The 16,308-nt window shown below is 61.5% G+C and carries 14 protein-coding genes and 1 riboswitch; of the genes, 8 read left to right on the top strand and 6 right to left on the bottom strand.

Annotation, left to right across the window (positions count from 1 at the left end; all coding sequences use genetic code 11):
* Window positions 1–23: 23 nt before the first annotated feature.
* Complete coding sequence (locus tag L6966_RS10225) at window positions 24–2,180, top strand: bifunctional copper resistance protein CopD/cytochrome c oxidase assembly protein (RefSeq protein WP_083090526.1); 2,157 nt, start codon at window positions 24–26, stop codon at window positions 2,178–2,180.
* A 4-nt stretch (window positions 2,181–2,184) separates the two neighbouring features.
* On the opposite strand, the gene L6966_RS10220 is transcribed toward L6966_RS10225, so the two are convergent.
* Together L6966_RS10220 and L6966_RS10215 are read right to left on the bottom strand one after the other, a co-directional pair.
* Window positions 2,185–2,388 (bottom strand): hypothetical protein, encoded by a 204-nt coding sequence (locus L6966_RS10220; RefSeq protein ID WP_237233327.1) that lies wholly within the window; start codon window positions 2,386–2,388, stop codon window positions 2,185–2,187.
* 254 nt (window positions 2,389–2,642) lie between these two features.
* Window positions 2,643–4,052 carry an amino acid permease gene (locus tag L6966_RS10215; protein ID WP_237225026.1) on the bottom strand — a complete coding sequence of 470 codons (1,410 nt, stop codon included), beginning with the start codon at window positions 4,050–4,052 and terminating at the stop codon, window positions 2,643–2,645.
* A gap of 263 nt (window positions 4,053–4,315) precedes the next feature.
* On the opposite strand from L6966_RS10215, the gene L6966_RS10210 reads away from it, so the two are divergent.
* Window positions 4,316–6,235 (top strand): NHL domain-containing thioredoxin family protein, encoded by a 1,920-nt coding sequence (locus tag L6966_RS10210; RefSeq protein WP_237225027.1) that lies wholly within the window; start codon window positions 4,316–4,318, stop codon window positions 6,233–6,235.
* Here L6966_RS10210 and L6966_RS10205 read toward each other — a convergent pair.
* Window positions 6,232–7,215, bottom strand: a complete 984-nt coding sequence (locus tag L6966_RS10205; protein WP_237225028.1) for a zinc ribbon domain-containing protein — start codon at window positions 7,213–7,215, stop codon at window positions 6,232–6,234. The genes L6966_RS10210 and L6966_RS10205 overlap by 4 nt on opposite strands.
* Window positions 7,216–7,279: 64 nt before the next feature.
* On the opposite strand from L6966_RS10205, the gene L6966_RS10200 reads away from it, so the two are divergent.
* Complete coding sequence (locus tag L6966_RS10200; RefSeq protein WP_237225029.1) at window positions 7,280–7,975, top strand: hypothetical protein; 696 nt, start codon at window positions 7,280–7,282, stop codon at window positions 7,973–7,975.
* A gap of 30 nt (window positions 7,976–8,005) precedes the next feature.
* Here the strand turns inward: L6966_RS10200 and L6966_RS10195 are convergent, their stop codons facing one another.
* Window positions 8,006–9,037: a MauE/DoxX family redox-associated membrane protein gene (locus tag L6966_RS10195; protein WP_237225030.1), complete on the bottom strand. Its 1,032-nt coding sequence runs from the start codon at window positions 9,035–9,037 to the stop codon at window positions 8,006–8,008.
* Window positions 9,038–9,208: 171 nt separating this feature from the next.
* Between L6966_RS10195 and dcd the strand changes: the two genes are divergently transcribed.
* Entirely contained in the window at window positions 9,209–9,802 is a 594-nt protein-coding gene (dcd, locus tag L6966_RS10190; RefSeq protein ID WP_083090520.1) for a dCTP deaminase, read from the top strand.
* Window positions 9,803–9,823: 21 nt separating this feature from the next.
* Window positions 9,824–11,017, top strand: coding sequence for a hypothetical protein (locus L6966_RS10185; RefSeq protein ID WP_237233326.1), 1,194 nt, complete (start codon window positions 9,824–9,826; stop codon window positions 11,015–11,017).
* Between the two features lies 1 nt (window position 11,018).
* Here the strand turns inward: L6966_RS10185 and L6966_RS10180 are convergent, their stop codons facing one another.
* Window positions 11,019–12,332 (bottom strand): MFS transporter, encoded by a 1,314-nt coding sequence (locus L6966_RS10180; RefSeq protein WP_237233325.1) that lies wholly within the window; start codon window positions 12,330–12,332, stop codon window positions 11,019–11,021.
* Window positions 12,333–12,453: 121 nt separating this feature from the next.
* Window positions 12,454–12,717 carry a DUF4235 domain-containing protein gene (locus L6966_RS10175; protein ID WP_083090517.1) on the bottom strand — a complete coding sequence of 88 codons (264 nt, stop codon included), beginning with the start codon at window positions 12,715–12,717 and terminating at the stop codon, window positions 12,454–12,456.
* Between the two features lie 312 nt (window positions 12,718–13,029).
* A riboswitch (TPP riboswitch) is annotated at window positions 13,030–13,136 on the top strand.
* Window positions 13,137–13,190: 54 nt separating this feature from the next.
* Between L6966_RS10175 and L6966_RS10170 the strand changes: the two genes are divergently transcribed.
* The 3 genes from L6966_RS10170 to L6966_RS10160 are packed head-to-tail and all read left to right on the top strand — an operon-like array spanning window position 13,191 to window position 16,239.
* Window positions 13,191–13,805: an ECF transporter S component gene (locus L6966_RS10170; RefSeq protein WP_237233324.1), complete on the top strand. Its 615-nt coding sequence runs from the start codon at window positions 13,191–13,193 to the stop codon at window positions 13,803–13,805.
* A 6-nt stretch (window positions 13,806–13,811) separates the two neighbouring features.
* Window positions 13,812–15,449: an ABC transporter ATP-binding protein gene (locus L6966_RS10165; protein WP_237225034.1), complete on the top strand. Its 1,638-nt coding sequence runs from the start codon at window positions 13,812–13,814 to the stop codon at window positions 15,447–15,449.
* On the top strand, window positions 15,439–16,239 hold the full coding sequence (locus L6966_RS10160) for an energy-coupling factor transporter transmembrane component T family protein (protein ID WP_237225035.1): 801 nt from the start codon (window positions 15,439–15,441) through the stop codon (window positions 16,237–16,239). The genes L6966_RS10165 and L6966_RS10160 overlap by 11 nt, the downstream gene beginning before the upstream one ends.
* Window positions 16,240–16,308: the final 69 nt, after the last annotated feature.

Genomic DNA, 16,308 nt, shown 5'->3' with positions numbered 1-16,308 from the left:
GAATCGAAACATAAGGTAAACACATGGCAGCACATGAGACACAGCGAGGGCTCAACGGCACCTGGGTGTGGGCCTTCCCAGCGGCCTCTCTCTTGGCCCTGGTCGTCAGCCTGGCCGCTACCGGCACCAACGCAGGCACAGACCTGGCAGATGCCGGCGCGGCGGTGCGCTGGGGCCTACCGCTTGCAGAGGCCCTGCACAACGCCGCGATGGCTGCGACCATGGGCTCTATCATCTTTGCCCTGGGGCTGGTGCCGCGTTTTATAGACTCGGCTCGGGGCCGAACCAACGTCAACATGGCCCACCCTACCGATGCAGCCGCTCGCGAGAAAAACCTGCGCCGCACCGAGCACCCGGCCTTTACCCGTACCCTGACGCTGGCGTCCGCCTCCGCTATTACCTGGACTATCGCCGCTATCGGCGTGCTGATTTTTAGCTACTCCGATATCTCGGGGAGGTCCCCGACCGGGGGCTCTGACTACACCTCGGAGCTCATCACATATATCACCACTATTGATTCGGGTAAGCAGGAGGCAACGAGCATCATTGTGGCGGCCACCGTGGCGACCCTGGTCTTTGCGGTGCGCTCGCTGACCGGTCTGCTCCTGACCCTGGGGTGCAGCCTGGTGGGTATCGTTGCTATGGCGCTGGGCGGGCACTCCTCGGGCGGCGATGACCACATGGGTGCTGTCAACTCTCTGGGTCTACACATTCTGGGTGTAGCAATCTGGTGCGGCGGGCTGCTGACTCTCACCTTCATCTCCCGCGAGATTTCACGGCAGGACGCCGGTACCGGCACCCTGCCCGAGGGGCAGCGCGGTGAGCACACGGCCTCCTCCCGCCGAGCCCCCCTGGCGGTGGTGGTGCTGCGCCGCTACTCGACTCTGGCCCTCTTTGGTTTTGTGCTGGTGGTGCTTTCAGGGGCTATCAACGCGCTGGTGCGGCTCAATACACTGGAAGAGCTTCTCACTACCGCCTATGGCTCCCTGGTGCTCACCAAACTGACTCTCACCCTGGTTTTGGGGGCCTTTGGCGCGGTACACCGGCTGCGCCTGATACCGATGATGCAGTCGGGAGCGGTAACAGCTGTGCGGGGGCTCTGGTACGCCGTTGCCTGCGAAATGGTCATCATGGGTTTCACCAGCGGCCTGGCTGTCTCTCTCTCGCGCACCCCACCACCTGCCCCTGAGACCCTGGAGGCCGGGGCTGAGCCCGTCCGCATTATCACCCTCTACGATATGCCGCCCGAACCTCACGTTGCCGAGTGGTTTACCCAGTGGCGGTTTGACTGGTTCTGGGTCGCCTTTATCGCCTGTGCAGGCTTTGCCTACCTGTGGGCCCTGCTCAAGGTGCGCACTGCCGGGGGCACCTGGCAGCTGGCCCGCGCGGCGTCCTGGTTCTTTGGTCTGCTGGTGCTGCTCTACATCACCTGCGGCGCCCTGACCGTCTACTCGCGGGTGCTATTCTCGGTGCACATGGTGGAGCACATGCTGCTGACCATGGTGTGCCCTATCTTTCTGGTGCTGGGCGCCCCCGTCACCCTGCTACTGCGGGCCCTGGAACCCCGCCAGGACGGCACTCGTGGCCCCCGCGAGTGGATTCTGCGGCTGGTGCACTCGGGCTGGTCTAGGGTGATAACTCACCCCATCTTTGCGGCCGTGAACTTTGCGGGTTCTATTGTGCTGGTTTATTTCACCCCGCTCTTTGGGGTCATGCTCACCTACCACGTGGGCCACGAGTTCATGCTGATTCACTTCTTGATTACCGGTTACATCTTCAGCCTGGTACTCATCGGTATTGACCCGATTCCCCACCGCCCGGCCTACCCCATGCGACTCATTATGATTATCGCGACCCTGGGCTATCACGCCTTTGTGGGTATCGCAATCATGCAGATGGACACCCTGTTGCAGGCCTCCTGGTTCGGAAACCTGGGCCGCCCCTGGGGGTTGCCTGCCCTTGAGGACCAGAAGCTGGGAGGTTCGCTCATGTGGGCCATCGGTGAAATACCCACCATGATTATTGCGGTGGCCGTTGCGGTGCAGTGGTCGATGAATGATCGAAAGGTGCAAAAACGTATTGACCGGCAGGCCGAGCGGGACGGGGACGCTGAACTCAACGCCTACAACGACATGTTTGCCCGGCTCGCAGAACAGGACGCCGCCCAGAAGAAACGTTAGGGGGCTAGTGGCCCGACCCCGGTGTTTTGCTCCAGGGCCCGATGGGCCCCTCACCGGTGCTGGGCCCATCAGCTCTATCGGAGTGGGCCGGGGCTGACTCCCCGGGCTGAGCGTCGTTGAGCGGGCGAACCTGCTCTAGGCGGGCCGAAATCTGGGCGATTTTATCAAGCAGGGACGAGGGCGGTGGTGTCTCGGCGTGCTGAGCCATCAGAAAGCCTCCAGGTATCAGTGCTTCGGGGGTGTAGCTTCACCCGGCTCTTGTGAGGGGGGAACCGGCCTACGTCCTTTAATATAACCACCCGTTTTCTAGTAAAAACAAGCTCTTTTCTAGGAAAAACCCATATTTATTGATGGGGTGGGCCACCGCCCTGCCCGCTCTGCGTGCGGGCTCAGAGTCAAGCCGGAGTAAAGCCGGAGTAAAGAAGAACGAGTGCGGAAGAAAGGCCGGTAGGGGTGCAGCCCCTAGCGATTAGGAACGTGCGATGGAGCGGGGGAGCTCTTGCCCTGAGTGATGAGCCCCAAAGTTGTAAGAACCGCAGCGACACCCACAGAGACAAGTACCTCAACCCGGTGCGACTCGGTGAACCCCATGTAGACCAAGAGAGCCAGCAGGCCTGTGATGAGCAGATAGTTGACCCAGGGTGAAAAGGGGCGCACTGCAACCGCCGGGGGAACCTGCCCGCCACCCCTGGCGGTGAGACGGCGACTGCGCAGGTGAGAGACCGCCACAATCAGCCACACGAAAATCCCCACGCCTCCGGTCGAATTGACCAGTAGCGAGAAGACCTGCTCAGGCATGAAATAGTTGAGAACCACCGAGAGTACCCCAATGAGCGATGAGAACACAATGGCGTTGCGGGGCGCGCGGGTGGAGGAGATGCGGGAGAAGGAGGCCGGGGCGTCCCCCTGATCTGCCAGGGCAAAGACCATGCGGGATGCGGCATAGAGGCTGGCGTTCAAACAGGAGAGAAGGGCAGTCAGCACCACAATGTTCATGACCAGGCCCGCGTAAGGGATACCCAGAACGTCAAACATCGTGACGAAAGGAGAAATACCCGGGGTGACAGCCGTCCACGGAATAACCAGCAGAGTGACCGCCACTGACCCCGCGTAGAAGAAGAGCACACGGAAAATTACAGAACGCACCGCCTTGGTCACCGCCCGGGCAGGATCGTTGGATTCACCCGCCGCTACCGTGACAATCTCCGCGCCAAACATAGAAAAAATTACAGCCAGAAGGGCGGTAAAGATAGCGCTCACCCCGTGGGCAAAGAAGCCGCCACCTGCCGTGTAGTTTGAAAAGGACGCAGTGGAATTAGGGATAAGGCCGAGCACAGCGAGAACACCCACCAGAATGATAACGGCGATTGCCCCAATCTTGACGGAGGAGAACCAGAACTCAGCCTCGCCGTAGGAACGTACCGACAGCAGATTCAGCCCCATAAAGACCAGTACAAGCACCAGGGCCACCAGCCACTGCGGGGCAGCAGGAACCCAGCCGCTGATAATCGTGGCCGCAGCAGTGGCCTCAATGGCAACCGTGACCGACCAGAACCACCAGTAGAGCCAGCCCACCGAAAAACCCGCCCAACGGCCAATATAGCGGCGAGCATAGACCGCGAAAGAACCGGTCTCGGGGGTCGCGGCTGACATCTCGCCCAGCATCCGCATGACCAGAACCAACACCAGCCCCGCCAGCAGATAGGTTAGCACCACCGCCGGGCCAGCAGTGACGATAGCCGTGGACGAGGCCACCAGCAGGCCAGCACCAATGGCCCCACCCATGGCAATCATTGACAGGTGCCGGGGCTGGAGGGTGCGCGCTAGCTTGGGTGAAGCGGCTGTTTCGAGTGAGTCGCGGGTCAGGGTCACGTTACCTTCTTACCTGTGGGGCACACACCGACTGTGCACCCCCCAACTTAACCACCGGCGTCCTTGAAAACTTCCCAGGCCCCAGGGCCGTACCGGTGCAGTAGCTACAGACAATGCTAACTGTTACAAACTATGACGCCTAGTTGAGTCTCGTGAACGGCGGCGCTCAGTAGAGTAGCAACAGATGACGCCACTGCCCATAGCTCGCTAGGCTGGAGGCAGTACACTATCTTGCGCGCCCGTGCACCACCCCAAGGAGAACCATGGCAGAGAACGCAGCCCAGACCAAAGTCCGCGCCTCAGAACTTGTAGGCCGTGGTTGGCTCAACACCGGCGACAAGCAGCTTTCCCTCGAAAGCCTACGCGGAAAAATCGTGATCCTGGACTTCTGGACCTTCTGCTGCATGAACTGCCTGCACGTACTCGACGAACTGCGCCCCCTGGAAGAGGAATTCTCCGATGTGCTGGTCACCGTGGGCGTGCACTCACCCAAGTTTGAGCACGAAGCTGACCCGGTGGCGCTCGCCGCCGCCGTTGACCGCTACGACATCACTCACCCCGTGCTCGATGACCCCAAGCTGGACACCTGGAACGCCTACACCGCCCGCGCCTGGCCCACCCTGGTGGTCGTGGACCCCGAGGGCTACATTGTTGCCCACCTCTCGGGTGAGGGCCACGTGAAGGGGCTGACCACCCTGGTGCGCGAACTGGTGGAAGAACACGAAGCCAAGGGCACCCTGCACCGGGGGGATGGCCCCTACGTGCCCCGCCCCAAGCCCCAGGGGACTTTTGCCTTCCCAGGTAAGGCCCTGGCCCTGCCCACAGACTTGGTCGGCCGTACCGGCACCTACCTGGTCACCGACACCGCCCGTCACCGCCTGGTGCAGGTGGATTCTGACCTGGAAACCCCGCTGGCTACCTTCGGCGGTACCGAAAAAGGGTTCGTGGACGGTGACGCGACCAGCGCCCGTTTTAACGAGCCCCAGGGCCTGGCTCTGGTTCCTGCCGAACTGCGCGAGAGCTTGGGCGCGGACGTCTTGATCGCAGACTCCGTTAACCACCGCCTGCGCGGCCTGCGTCTGGCAGACGGAACTGTAACCACCCTGGCCGGCTCCGGGGCCCAGCGTCTGATTGATGGCGAGTCGGCCTTGGCCGACCCCAATTTCATCGAGCCCGGTGCCAACCCGCTGACCGTCGCCCTCTCCTCACCCTGGGATCTGGTCTACTCCCGTGAGGCGGGTGCCTTTATCATTGCCATGGCAGGCACCCACCAGCTCTTTAGCTTTGACCCGGCCACCGGCCAGCTGGCCGTTTTCGCGGGCACCGGTGCCGAGGGGCTCAAGGACGGGGCCGCAACTGACTCCTGGTTCGCCCAGTCCTCGGGCATCATCGAGGCCCGCGACGGCTCTCTCTGGGTCGCTGACTCAGAAACCTCCGCCCTGCGTCACATCACTTTCAATCAGGGGGCCGCAACTGTGAGCACAGCCGTGGGCATCGGCCTTTTCGACTTCGGCTTTGTCGACGGGCCCCGAGAGGCCGCCCGCCTGCAGCACTGCTTAGGGCTCACCGAGCTACCCGACGGCTCCATCGCCGTGGCAGATACCTACAACGGGGCCATCCGCCGCTTTGACCCGGCCACCGGCACCCTGGGTACCCTGGACCGCGGCTTTGCCGAGCCCTCCGACCTGCTGGTTGAAGAGACCGAGGAGGGTGGTGCCCGCCTGATTGCGGTTGAAGCCAACGCCCACCAGCTGGTGCGCGTGACCATTCCAGAGGCCATGCAGCACGTGGACGAGGGGGCCTCTCAGGTCACCCGCAAGTCAACCGAACTGGCAGGCGGCACCCTGAATTTTGCCGCCCGTTTCACCGCCCCCACCGGTCAAAAACTGGACACCCGCTGGGGCGACCCCACCCAGCTGAAAATCTCGTCTACTCCCGAGGACTTCATTCTCGAGGGGGCAGGCACTGCCCAGGGGCTAACACGTACGCTGGTGCTCAACCCCGATATCACCGAGGCCGTTCTGCATATCACTGCCCGGGCCGCCGCCTGCGACGGTGAGCCCGGCGGCGAGATACCCGACCACGCAGCCTGCCACCTCTACCAGCAGGACTGGGGCCTGCCCGTCCTGGTGACCGGCACCGGCGAAACCGACCTCGCCCTAGACTTACGCGGCGTTAACTAGGGCGCTGGGGTGAAAGTCAGCTGGTCGCCTGTGGGCGCGAGCGAACCTGCAAGGGTGAAGGTGACAGTTTCTGTTACCTGCTGTGTCTTGCCCGTGTAAAGGTCGAGCTCAGTAAAAGAAATCTCGGCTGTGCCCTGGCTCTTGCCCAGCTCCCACGTGCCGCCAGCCAGGGTCACGGCAGGCTGCGGATAAGAGGTAATCGACCAGGTTACGTCGCCGTCCACCCGCCCCGAAAAGTCATACTCAAAAGGGCACCCCGAGGGGTAAAGAGAGTTCTGGGTGGCACACGAATCAAGATAGGTGCGTACCTGCTGCTGTACTGATGCTTTCGCAGTCTCAGACGGCTCCAAGGCGATGGTGAGCTCAGTTGCCTGCCCCGTTGCCGCCGTGACGTTGACGCTCTGCGATCCTGCAGAATACAGGGCTGACTCGTAGGTTACGGTGTAGCGGCCCGGATAGAGCACCGCAAACGACCTCTCGCCATCAGCCACCGCAACCTTGGTTGAATTGAGGGTGGCTGCCTCTACCGCCCCAGACGTTAAATGGACGGTGGGAAGCGCCCCTGCATCGATAGCCCACCGGTCAAAAACACCCCAGTGAGAACCAACCTTGTGCAACTGAAAGTCGGTGCTCTGCGGCTCCCCTGCCAGCGTGTAAGAGACGGTCACAGTTGCCCGTTCACCGCCGTCTGTTATGGTGACCCCTTCGGTCTGCAAATCTTTGAGCTCAGCCATTGATGACTTCAGGGCCTCCCCGTTGAGCATGGCCGCGCTTGCGTCGGGAACCTGAGCACCCAAAATGCCGAGAGCCTGCGAGCCATTGCCCTCGCGGACTGCCGCAAAATAGGCGCGAACCTGCCCGCCTGGGCCGTATACCAGTCGGTTGATGAGGGCGAGAGACGCCAGGGCAAGAATGATGGCGGCCAGCATGCCTACCAGCCACCAGGCCAGAACACGGTCAACAGAAGATTTGAAATGCACCCTTTAAATGTAGCTCACACTTTCCAACACCCCGTTCGGCCGGTGGGGCCGATAGAGTAGAGCCATGGCAGAACACGCACACCAGGTACCTGAAAAGTATGGGGACGTCACCAAGATTTACCACCCCCGCATCAATTCCTACCACCGCCGCCTCATCGCGAGACTGCCCAGCGGGGTGCTTGCGGTTGCCTGTATCTGGTTCATGCTGGCCAAGCGGCCCACCCCACTCTTTATGATTCTTCTGGGCCTCATAGCCCTGGGCGCCCTCTGCGCCATCTATTCCACTTTGCGCCCGCACCTGGTTGTGAGAACCCACACCCATATACTGCGGGGCCGCCTTTTTGGCTGGGAGGCCGTAGAACTTTCCTCCATCGTCCACACCGTTTTCGCAGAACGACTCACTCCCCGGCAGGCCGCAGGTAAGCAGCTCACCGGAGTGGCAGCCCTACGGTACAAGGGAGTGCCCGCACTGTGGGCCCTTAACTCCCAGGGCAAGCGAGTTTTCCGCCTTGACGGCCGTATCTGGGATGCTAAAACCCTACGTACCATCGCCACTGCCATCGCCCCCCAAACCACCGTCTACCCGACCATCAACGTCACCCAGATGAATAAGCAGCACCCCGGCCTGGTGACCTTCAATGAACTCCACCCAGGCTGGAAGTCCACCACCGTTGGCCTGATTTCTCTGGCCTTTCTTCTCGCGCTAGCCGTGGCGGCATTCCTGCCCGACGAAACGCTACAACAGTTTAATATTCTCTAGTCAGAGGTCTCGTCGTGTGGTCGCCTGACGCTAGGTCAGCTCAGCGATAATATCTTCCATAAAACCTATCACCCGGTTGCCTCCGAAGACGGGGCCGCCGGCGAGCATCATGTCGGTGCCCAGGGCAACGGCCCCGGGGGTCCCGTTCCCAAAGAGGTGTTCGGCCCTGTAATCGGGGTCGATGAAAAACTCAATATTACGGGTGAAGGCGAAGCTCTGAGCTGCCTGAGTTGATGAGATTACGGGGTGGATACCAAGCATAGGCAGGGCCTCCTGCCAGGCTTCGAGGTGACTGATCACCTCGTGGCAGTGGCCGCAGCCGGGGGAGACCCAGATTAACACGCGGGCTTTCACCATAACCAGGTCACGCAGGGTGACCTCCTCGCCCAACTCGAGCGGGCTGTCACGGTTGAAACGGTGGAGAGAGGCGTAGGGGATGGGGGTGGGGAGGTAATCCTCAAGCTCGTCAATGTCACCGTCAGCAGGAGCGGGTAGGCCCCGGTCAAGAGCCCCTGCAGGCTCTTCGCTAGCGGGAGCAGGTACCAGCTCGGAGCGGTAAACAGCCCAGAGGGCAAGCGAGGCAAGGGCTGCGCCGATGACCCAGAGCCAGCCGTCGGCATTCAACTCCAGGAGCATGACCAGGGCAGAGCTACGCGTCTGAAAAGCCGCAATGAGGGCCCCGAATGCTGAGAGGAGCAGGGCGGTGTTGCGTATCAGGGTGAATATTGAAACCGGAGCGTGTGAGGCGGAGCCGAAACAGTTGCAGCTGGCGGTGTTGCCCCGTACCACGGCGCGGGCGATAACCCCCCAGTAGCAGGTGAAGAGTACAGCAGCCGCCACCGCTGCCAGAATCTGTAGCAGGCCGGGGGCCAACAGAAGTGCGGCGGCAAGAGCCAGTTCTACCCAGGGCAGGACGGCGGCGGTTGGTTTGAGGGGTAAAAGGCGGTCAAGTTTGAGGTTGACGATTGCGGTGACGGTGCTGGTGGGGTCTGCAACTTTGGCGTAGCCGCTGACCGCTAGGGTAACGATGATGGTGAATGTGCAGAGCACAAGGGGGGTCATGGTGTGACTTTCCTGCCAGTGAAAAGGATATTCCATCTATAAGAGTACGCTGAATGGGCATGCGGTAGCCTGTGGAGCACCCCGGGTGTGAGTGTTGGTCAGAAGCCAATCTGCGCGCCACACCCCTGGTGAGGCCGGGAAACTGACTCTACAGTGCGGTATTTTTGAAGTGTGCTATTTTCTGATCAGGACATTCGTAAAGAAATTGATGCCGGGCGCATTGCGCTTGAGCCCTACGACCCCGCGATGATTCAGCCTGCGTCGGTTGATGTGCGCATTGATCGCTTCTTTCGGCTTTTCGATAACCACAAGTACCCCTACATCGACCCCTCCCAACCCCAGGAAGACCTGACCAGGCTGGTGGAGGTCGCCCCCGACGAGCCCTTTGTTCTTCACCCCGGCGAATTTGTGCTGGGCGCAACCTACGAGAAGGTGACGCTACCTGCTGATATTGCGGCTCGTCTGGAGGGTAAATCCTCCTTAGGGCGCCTGGGCCTACTCACCCACTCCACGGCAGGTTTTATTGATCCCGGCTTCTCAGGGCACGTCACCCTTGAGCTGTCAAACATGGCGACCCTGCCCATCATGCTCTGGCCCGGCTCCAAGGTAGGGCAGCTCTGCTTCTTTAGGCTCACCAGCGCGACTGAGCACCCTTACGGCTCAGGAGCCTACGGTAATCGCTACCAGGGGCAGCGAGGCCCCACCGCGTCGCGTAGCTACCTGAATTTTCATCGCACGCCTCTTCCCATAGACGCGGGCAACTAACCGTTGGAAGAAAGCGAACGTATGCGCGGTCTTCTGATTTACCCGGCTCAGGTGCCTGTGCTTCTTGTGTTTGAAGAGGGCGTCCCTGAGCTTTTTGACAATGTGATGCGGGCATGGGAGGGACTGGCTCCGCAGGTGATTGATGACGTCAGAGGTCAGGTGCCCGACTATCACCACATGGTGGTGCTGTCCGAGCGGGCAGCCCACGAACTGTACAAGGAATACAGTGCGGTGCCAGAGCTATCGGTGGTGAACTCGAGTAACCCGGCGGCAGCAGCCGAGCAGTTGACGGTGCAGGTGACCCTTCAGGTGCTGAAACACTACTCTGGGAGCGTCCACCTTCTGCACGCAGCTGTTGTGGGTGACCAGCGCACACGCGGGGCTTTTGCTCTGGTTGCAGCGTCAGGTACGGGCAAGACCACCGCGTCTAGGGTGTTGGGCCGCGAATTTGCCTATCTCAGCGATGAAACGGCGGTCATCCGCCCTGACCGCTCGATTGTGCCCTATCTCAAACCTCTGTCTGTGATTGAGAACGAAGGTGAGCCCAAGGTCCAGTACGCCCCGCAAGAGCTGGGCCTTCGTGCTGTGGAACCTGACGATGAAAGCTACCGCCTAGAGCATATTATTGTGCTCAATCGTATCGGCAAGCCTCATGCACCCACTCTTGAAAGAATTCCTCTGGGCCAGGCCCTCTTTAACATTGTTGCTCAATCATCCGGTGTGCAGGCGTCGGATCGGGGGCTGGGAGCTCTGATTGACCTTATCAACGGGGTGGGCGGCGCCCTGCTGTTGACCTATTCTGAAATTGCACAGGCTACACCGCTGCTTCGTGATGTGCTGGCTGGGCGGTGGAACTCGACCGCTGAGCACGTTGAATACGAACATGTGCCGCGGTACGCTCGAGGAGGCCTTCCACTGCGCCGAGACCGCTCCGAGCTGGCGCGGTCAAGAGAGACTGAGGGAGTTGCCTTTGAGGGCCGCTACTACCTGACTACGCAGGGCATGCTCTCGGAGGTCTCGCTCATTGCCTGGGATCTGTGGAGTGCTGCTGAGCGGCCCATCACTTTCGAAGACCTCTATGATGAGATGGTTGAACTGTACGGCGCTATTAGCCGCTCCGACTTTGACGCAGCAGTCTACTCAATGGTTGAGGCGGGCATGCTTGACTGTTCCCGTGAACCTGAGCCAACCGACCGTCTGCCTAAAAGACCCTAGACTAGGGGGCGTTACGGCGGGCCTGTGGATCCTTGATAGGAATCATAAGAAGCAGGCCTGCCCCCAGCACCAGGACGATGCCGAGCGTGCCCCACAGTACGTCTCCCATGAGCGTCACGAAAAGACCGAAGAGGGCTGGAGCCAGAAAGCTGGCAGCGCGGCCGGTGGTGGAATAAAGGCCGTAAATCTCACCTTCCTGGCCCTCCTCAGTGAGACGGCCCAGGTAGGAGCGGGCTGCTGACTGGGCCGGGCCCACAAAGGCGCAGAGAGTGAGGCCGCAAACCCAGAACATGGCGGTAGACGGCCAGGCCAAAAGTGGAATTGCGGCAAGAATGAGGGCAGTGAGCGAGAAAACAATGACTCGCTTGGGGCCAACACGGTCATCAAACCAGCCACCGGCCATGGCTCCCGCTCCAGCGACGATGTTGCCGAAGATTGCGAAGACGATGACCTGGTTGGTCGTGAACCCAAAGGCCTGGGCGGCCAGCACTCCGCCGAAGGTAAAGACCCCGTTGAGGCCGTCGCGGAAGACGGCTGAGGAGACCAGGAAGTAGAGAGTGGCAGGTGCCTGCCGGTAGAGACGCGCGATGGTGGCAAACAGGGCGCGGTAGGAGGCCAGTAGCCCGCCGGGGGTCTTCTCTGCACGGGCGGGTTGAGGTAGCCTCCTCATGCGGAAAATCAGGGGTAGGGAGAAAATGAGGGCCCAGGCTGCCGAGAAGAGGGCGACCGCGCGGACGTTGAGGGAATCGTCCTCGGGAATGCCCAACACGCCTGGGCTGATGAAGCCCACTAGCACCAGGGCTAGAGCGATGATACCGCCGAAGTAGCCCGCTGCCCAGCCGGTGCCGCTAATCTTGCCGATGGTGTCTTTGGTTGAGATGGTCGGTAGCACCGCGTTGTAGTTGACCACCGCAAATTCGTTGACCAGGTTGCCGAGCGCCAGAAGAGCCACCCCCCAGATCAAAAATTCAGGTGAGGGCGCGATGAAGAAGCAGAGGGCCATGATGATTACCAGCAAAAGACTGTTGACGGTAAGCCACAGGCCGCGTCTACCGCTGGCATCTGCCCGCTGACCCGAGAGAGGGGCTAGAGCCGCGATGAAGAAACCCGCTATGGTGAGGCCAACAGAGAGAACTCCGGCTGCGTGAACACTGCCGCCGAAAGCGTCACTGGTCAGGTAGACCGCGAAGACAAAGGTGGTCATAATCGCGTTGAAGCTGGCATTCCCTACATCCCAGAGGGTCCAGGCAAAGATGGTAGAAGGGGACGCAGGTGCCTGGGCTTGGGTGGCGGGGGCGGGTGCTGATGTGGTCATGGGTCTATGGTAACGGCCTCACCCGCTAGCTGGCCTGCTCACACGGTCAAAGTGGGTAACAAAAACCGGCCCCTCACCGCTGTGAGAGACCGGTTGGCTCGGTCTGCGAGTCTAAAACCTCTTACACTTCTGCCTGCGACCCGCTACCTGACTTAGCTTCAATCTTGTACTGGGCGCGGGTGATGGACACCTTGATGATGGTGCCGACCAGGCCGCTAATCAGCGACCAAAGAATGATGTCGCGCCAGCGCTCATCGGTATCAGGGTTGTTAGCGGGAGGCTCGTTGCCGGTGATTTTGGTCCAGCTTGCAGCTAGGACCTTATTGGCAAGGGCAACACCGCCGAGTGAGGCAGCGGTACCGGCAATCTTGACGAGGGGGTTCATGGTGGCCTTTCTTCTAAGGTGGGTGGCCCCAGCCGGGGCCTTCGTCCTAACACTATCAGTACTTTTACTCTAGCCCACTGCTGAAGTTTGGGTACCAGGCCGGGTGTCGAGGCAGTCTCATCAGGGAGCGTAGCCACAGCCAGCGCCCTGAGCAGGGAGCGAGGCGTACAAGAGACAGGGCGAAGCCACCGGATTCCGTCGAGCCTGAGTCTGAACCTGAGCCTGGGGCGTTTGACTGCCTTTGAATAAACCTCAAGTTTTTTTGAATAAGTTTCAGCGACCTGCTTATACTGACGGTAGCCCCGCCGCGGGGTCAAACGACAGGGGAGCGCCTGCCTACCGGGTGCTGAGAGTGCACACGCAGACCCTCGAACCTGATCCGGTTAGTACCGGCGCTAGGGAGTCGAAATCTACCGGCACAACTGTGTGCCTGTGCATGCCCCCTTTGCTGTTTACCATCAAAGGAAGGCTATATGTCTAAGAAAGCTGCGCTGACATGGCGCGTTAATGATATCGTCGTTGCTTCTGTGTTGGCTGTTGCCTGCGCAATTCTCTTTTGGGGCTGGAACATCGCTGGTTACAAGGCCACCACAGCGGCTCTAGCCCTGGCACCCGAGTTCGCGTCGCTGATGGGCGGGCCCTGGCTCCTGGCAGGTGTGCTCGGCGGCTTCATTATCCGCAAGCCCGGCGCGGCCCTCTACACCGAGCTGCTGGCAGCGGTGGTTTCCATGTTGCTGGGGAGTGACTACGGCTGGACGATTGTTCTTTCAGGCCTCATCCAGGGGCTGGGGGCAGAGCTGGTTTTTGCGCTCTGTGCTTACCGTATCTGGAACCTGGGCACCTCCTTACTCGCCGGTGCCGTTTCGGGTGCCTTCATGAGTGTTTCTGAACTCGTCATCTACTATGCGGGTGTTTTTGAGGGTTCTAAGGCCGTCACCTACGCTATGGGCGGCATTATCTCGGGCACTGTTCTGGCGGGCCTGGTGGCCTGGCTCTTGACCCGTGCCCTGCTGGCAACCGGTGTGCTTGATTCCCTGGCGTCGGGCCGAGCCAATTCCCGCCGGTCAGCGGGTCGGCGGGCTCGCTAGGGCAGCATGGTTCAGATGGGCGGGCAGGTAGGGAACAAGGACGCGGTCGGGAGCCGGGGCGCCCGGTTGAGAGCGCACGATTTTGGTTGGCATCACCCGGGGCGGGAAGAGCCTGCGTTCGCCCACCTCAATTTTGAGATTGCTCCGGGTGAGAAGGTGCTCCTGGTGGGCCCTTCGGGCGCCGGGAAGTCGACGCTGCTACACGCCCTGGCCGGGCTCCTGATTGATGAGGACGGCCAGACCCAGCTCGGTGAAATCACCGTGAACGGACTGGCCCCCACCGAGGCTCTCGGGGACATGGGGCTGATGCAGCAGGACCCAGAAAGCTCGGTGGTGCTGGCTCGCGTTGGCGACGATGTGGCCTTCGGCCCGGAGAATCTGGCGGTGCCCCGGGGCGAAATCTGGGAGCGCGTGCTCACCGCTCTAGACTCTGTAGGGCTGGGGGGCCTTCCTCTGGACGGTTCTACCACTGCCCTATCTGGCGGTCAGAAGCAAAGGCTGGGGCTGGCCGGTATTCTGGCTATGCACCCCGGTGCCCTCCTGCTTGATGAGCCTACCGCTCATCTTGACCCGGCAGGCGTCCGGGAGGTAGCCGATGCCGTTCTTACCGTAACCGAGGCCACCGGGGCCACCCTGGTCGTCATTGAGCATCGGCTTGATGTGTGGGCGCGGCACATGGATCGCGTCCTGGTGCTGGGTACAGAGGGCGGCATCACCCACGACGGCCCGCCCGCCACGGTGCTGGCAGAGGCCCGTGAAGAGCTCATCGCCGCAGGGGTCTGGGTGCCCGGCTACAGGCCGCAGCCACCCGCCCCTCCTGCCGGTGGGCAGAAGGCTGCGCCCCTGCTGACAGCTGAAAGGCTAGCCGTTACCCGGGGCACCCCCACTCGGGCCCAGCGTAAGGAGCGTGCCCGCACACTCAAGAGTGGGGGAGAGCCCGTCCTTGACCTGCCCGCTGTAGCCGAAAACATCAACCTGACTCTGCACACCGGGGAACACCTGGCCCTGCTCGGGCCCAACGGCGCGGGCAAAACGACCCTGGGAATGACTCTAGCCGGGCTACTCCACCCGGCCCGGGGCCGCGTCATAGCCCACCCGGCCCTGATCGGAGAGCACACCGGTACCGCGCTGGCTGGTGACCTGACCGGCTGGCCTGCCGCTGAACTGGCCGACCGTATCGGGCTGGTGTTTCAGCACCCCGAGCACCAGTTCATCAGTGCAACCGTGCGCGATGAGCTAGAGTTTGGCCCCCGCCACCTAGCGCGAGTGCGCCGAGAGAAGCTTAATCTGGCGGAGCTGGCTGCCCATACCGACCGTCTGCTAGAGCGTCTGCGCCTGGCCCACCTGGCGGGAGCTAACCCGTTTACGCTCTCAGGGGGCGAGAAGCGGCGGCTCTCGGTGGCCACCGCCCTGGCTACCCGGCCAAAGCTCCTGATTTTGGACGAACCAACCTTCGGGCAGGATGCCACCACGTGGGCAGAACTGGTCACCCTCATCAAGGAACAGCTCGCTGACGGGGTAGCGGTAATCTCAATAACCCATGACGCCGACTATGCTACGGCCCTGGGTGGGCAGAGCTATGCCCTGACTCCGGCCACGGCTCCAGCTCCCGCTCAAGGCCAGGAGGGCCCCTATGGTAGCTGACCTGTTCACCCCCACCGCAGCCTCTACCAGCCGGGCTGGCCGCCTCAACGCAGGAACCAAACTGCTGGCCACCTTTCTGCTCTCCCTGGGGCTCATCCTCATCAAAGACTGGGTTGCGGCCCTCACCATCCTGCTCCTCGAAGCCCTAGTGTTTACCCTCTGGGGTGCCCGCCCCCTGAACCTGCTCCTACGCTTTTGGCCCCTTCTGCTGGGCACACTGCTGACAGGCTGGTCTACCGCGCTCATCGCCGAGAAAACCGGTGAGACCGTCTTTCATCTGGGCTTTCTATGGGTCACTACCGACTCTTTGACCACCGGTATTTCCCTCATGGTTCGTGGTTTGGCCCTGGCCCTGCCGGGCCTCCTACTGGTGACGACAACCGACCCCACCGATGCGGGTGACTCGCTAGCCCAAACTGCCCGCCTGCCTGCCCGATTCGTCCTTGCAGCGCTAGCCGCCCTGCGCCTACTTGGCATCTTAGCTACTGACTGGAACACCCTGGGCCAGGCCCGCCGCGCCCGAGGCCTAGGCGCTCACGACACCCTTCTGCGCCGCATCCGCACCTTCACCGGCCAGGCCTTCGCACTGCTGGTGCAGGCCATCCGACGCGGCACCCGTCTGGCTACGACCATGGAGGCCCGCGGCTTCGGGGCCGGGCCCCGCACCTGGGCGCGGGTGCCGGTCTACGGGCGCGCGGACGGCCTGTTCCTAGGTGCCTGTCTCGTCACAGTGTTAGCAGGCTACCTGGTCTCCTTCCTAGCCGGAACACTGACCTGGATGTGGCTATAGAACACCCCACCGCAATCTTGCGTTAAAGAAAGCAAGAATCTTTGGTGGGGCGTGAGCTACACGATACAG

The sequence above is a fragment of the Rothia nasisuis genome (assembly GCF_928381405.1).
In the GTDB taxonomy this organism is placed as follows: domain Bacteria; phylum Actinomycetota; class Actinomycetes; order Actinomycetales; family Micrococcaceae; genus Rothia; species Rothia nasisuis.
This window is presented reverse-complemented; position numbering and strand designations above follow the sequence as displayed.

What these genes read in the sequence shown, in the direction of transcription:
- L6966_RS10160 (WP_237225035.1), top strand. Translation starts at nt 15,439, where the DNA reads ATGGTAGCTGACCTGTTCACCCCCACCGCAGCCTCTACCAGCCGGGCT.
- L6966_RS10225 (WP_083090526.1), top strand. Translation starts at nt 24, where the DNA reads ATGGCAGCACATGAGACACAGCGAGGGCTCAACGGCACCTGGGTGTGG.
- L6966_RS10195 (WP_237225030.1), bottom strand. Translation starts at nt 9,037, where the DNA reads ATGACCCCCCTTGTGCTCTGCACATTCACCATCATCGTTACCCTAGCG.
- L6966_RS10185 (WP_237233326.1), top strand. Translation starts at nt 9,824, where the DNA reads ATGCGCGGTCTTCTGATTTACCCGGCTCAGGTGCCTGTGCTTCTTGTG.
- L6966_RS10175 (WP_083090517.1), bottom strand. Translation starts at nt 12,717, where the DNA reads ATGAACCCCCTCGTCAAGATTGCCGGTACCGCTGCCTCACTCGGCGGT.
- L6966_RS10210 (WP_237225027.1), top strand. Translation starts at nt 4,316, where the DNA reads ATGGCAGAGAACGCAGCCCAGACCAAAGTCCGCGCCTCAGAACTTGTA.
- L6966_RS10220 (WP_237233327.1), bottom strand. Translation starts at nt 2,388, where the DNA reads ATGGCTCAGCACGCCGAGACACCACCGCCCTCGTCCCTGCTTGATAAA.
- L6966_RS10180 (WP_237233325.1), bottom strand. Translation starts at nt 12,332, where the DNA reads ATGACCACATCAGCACCCGCCCCCGCCACCCAAGCCCAGGCACCTGCG.
- L6966_RS10165 (WP_237225034.1), top strand. Translation starts at nt 13,812, where the DNA reads ATGGTTCAGATGGGCGGGCAGGTAGGGAACAAGGACGCGGTCGGGAGC.
- L6966_RS10170 (WP_237233324.1), top strand. Translation starts at nt 13,191, where the DNA reads ATGTCTAAGAAAGCTGCGCTGACATGGCGCGTTAATGATATCGTCGTT.
- L6966_RS10200 (WP_237225029.1), top strand. Translation starts at nt 7,280, where the DNA reads ATGGCAGAACACGCACACCAGGTACCTGAAAAGTATGGGGACGTCACC.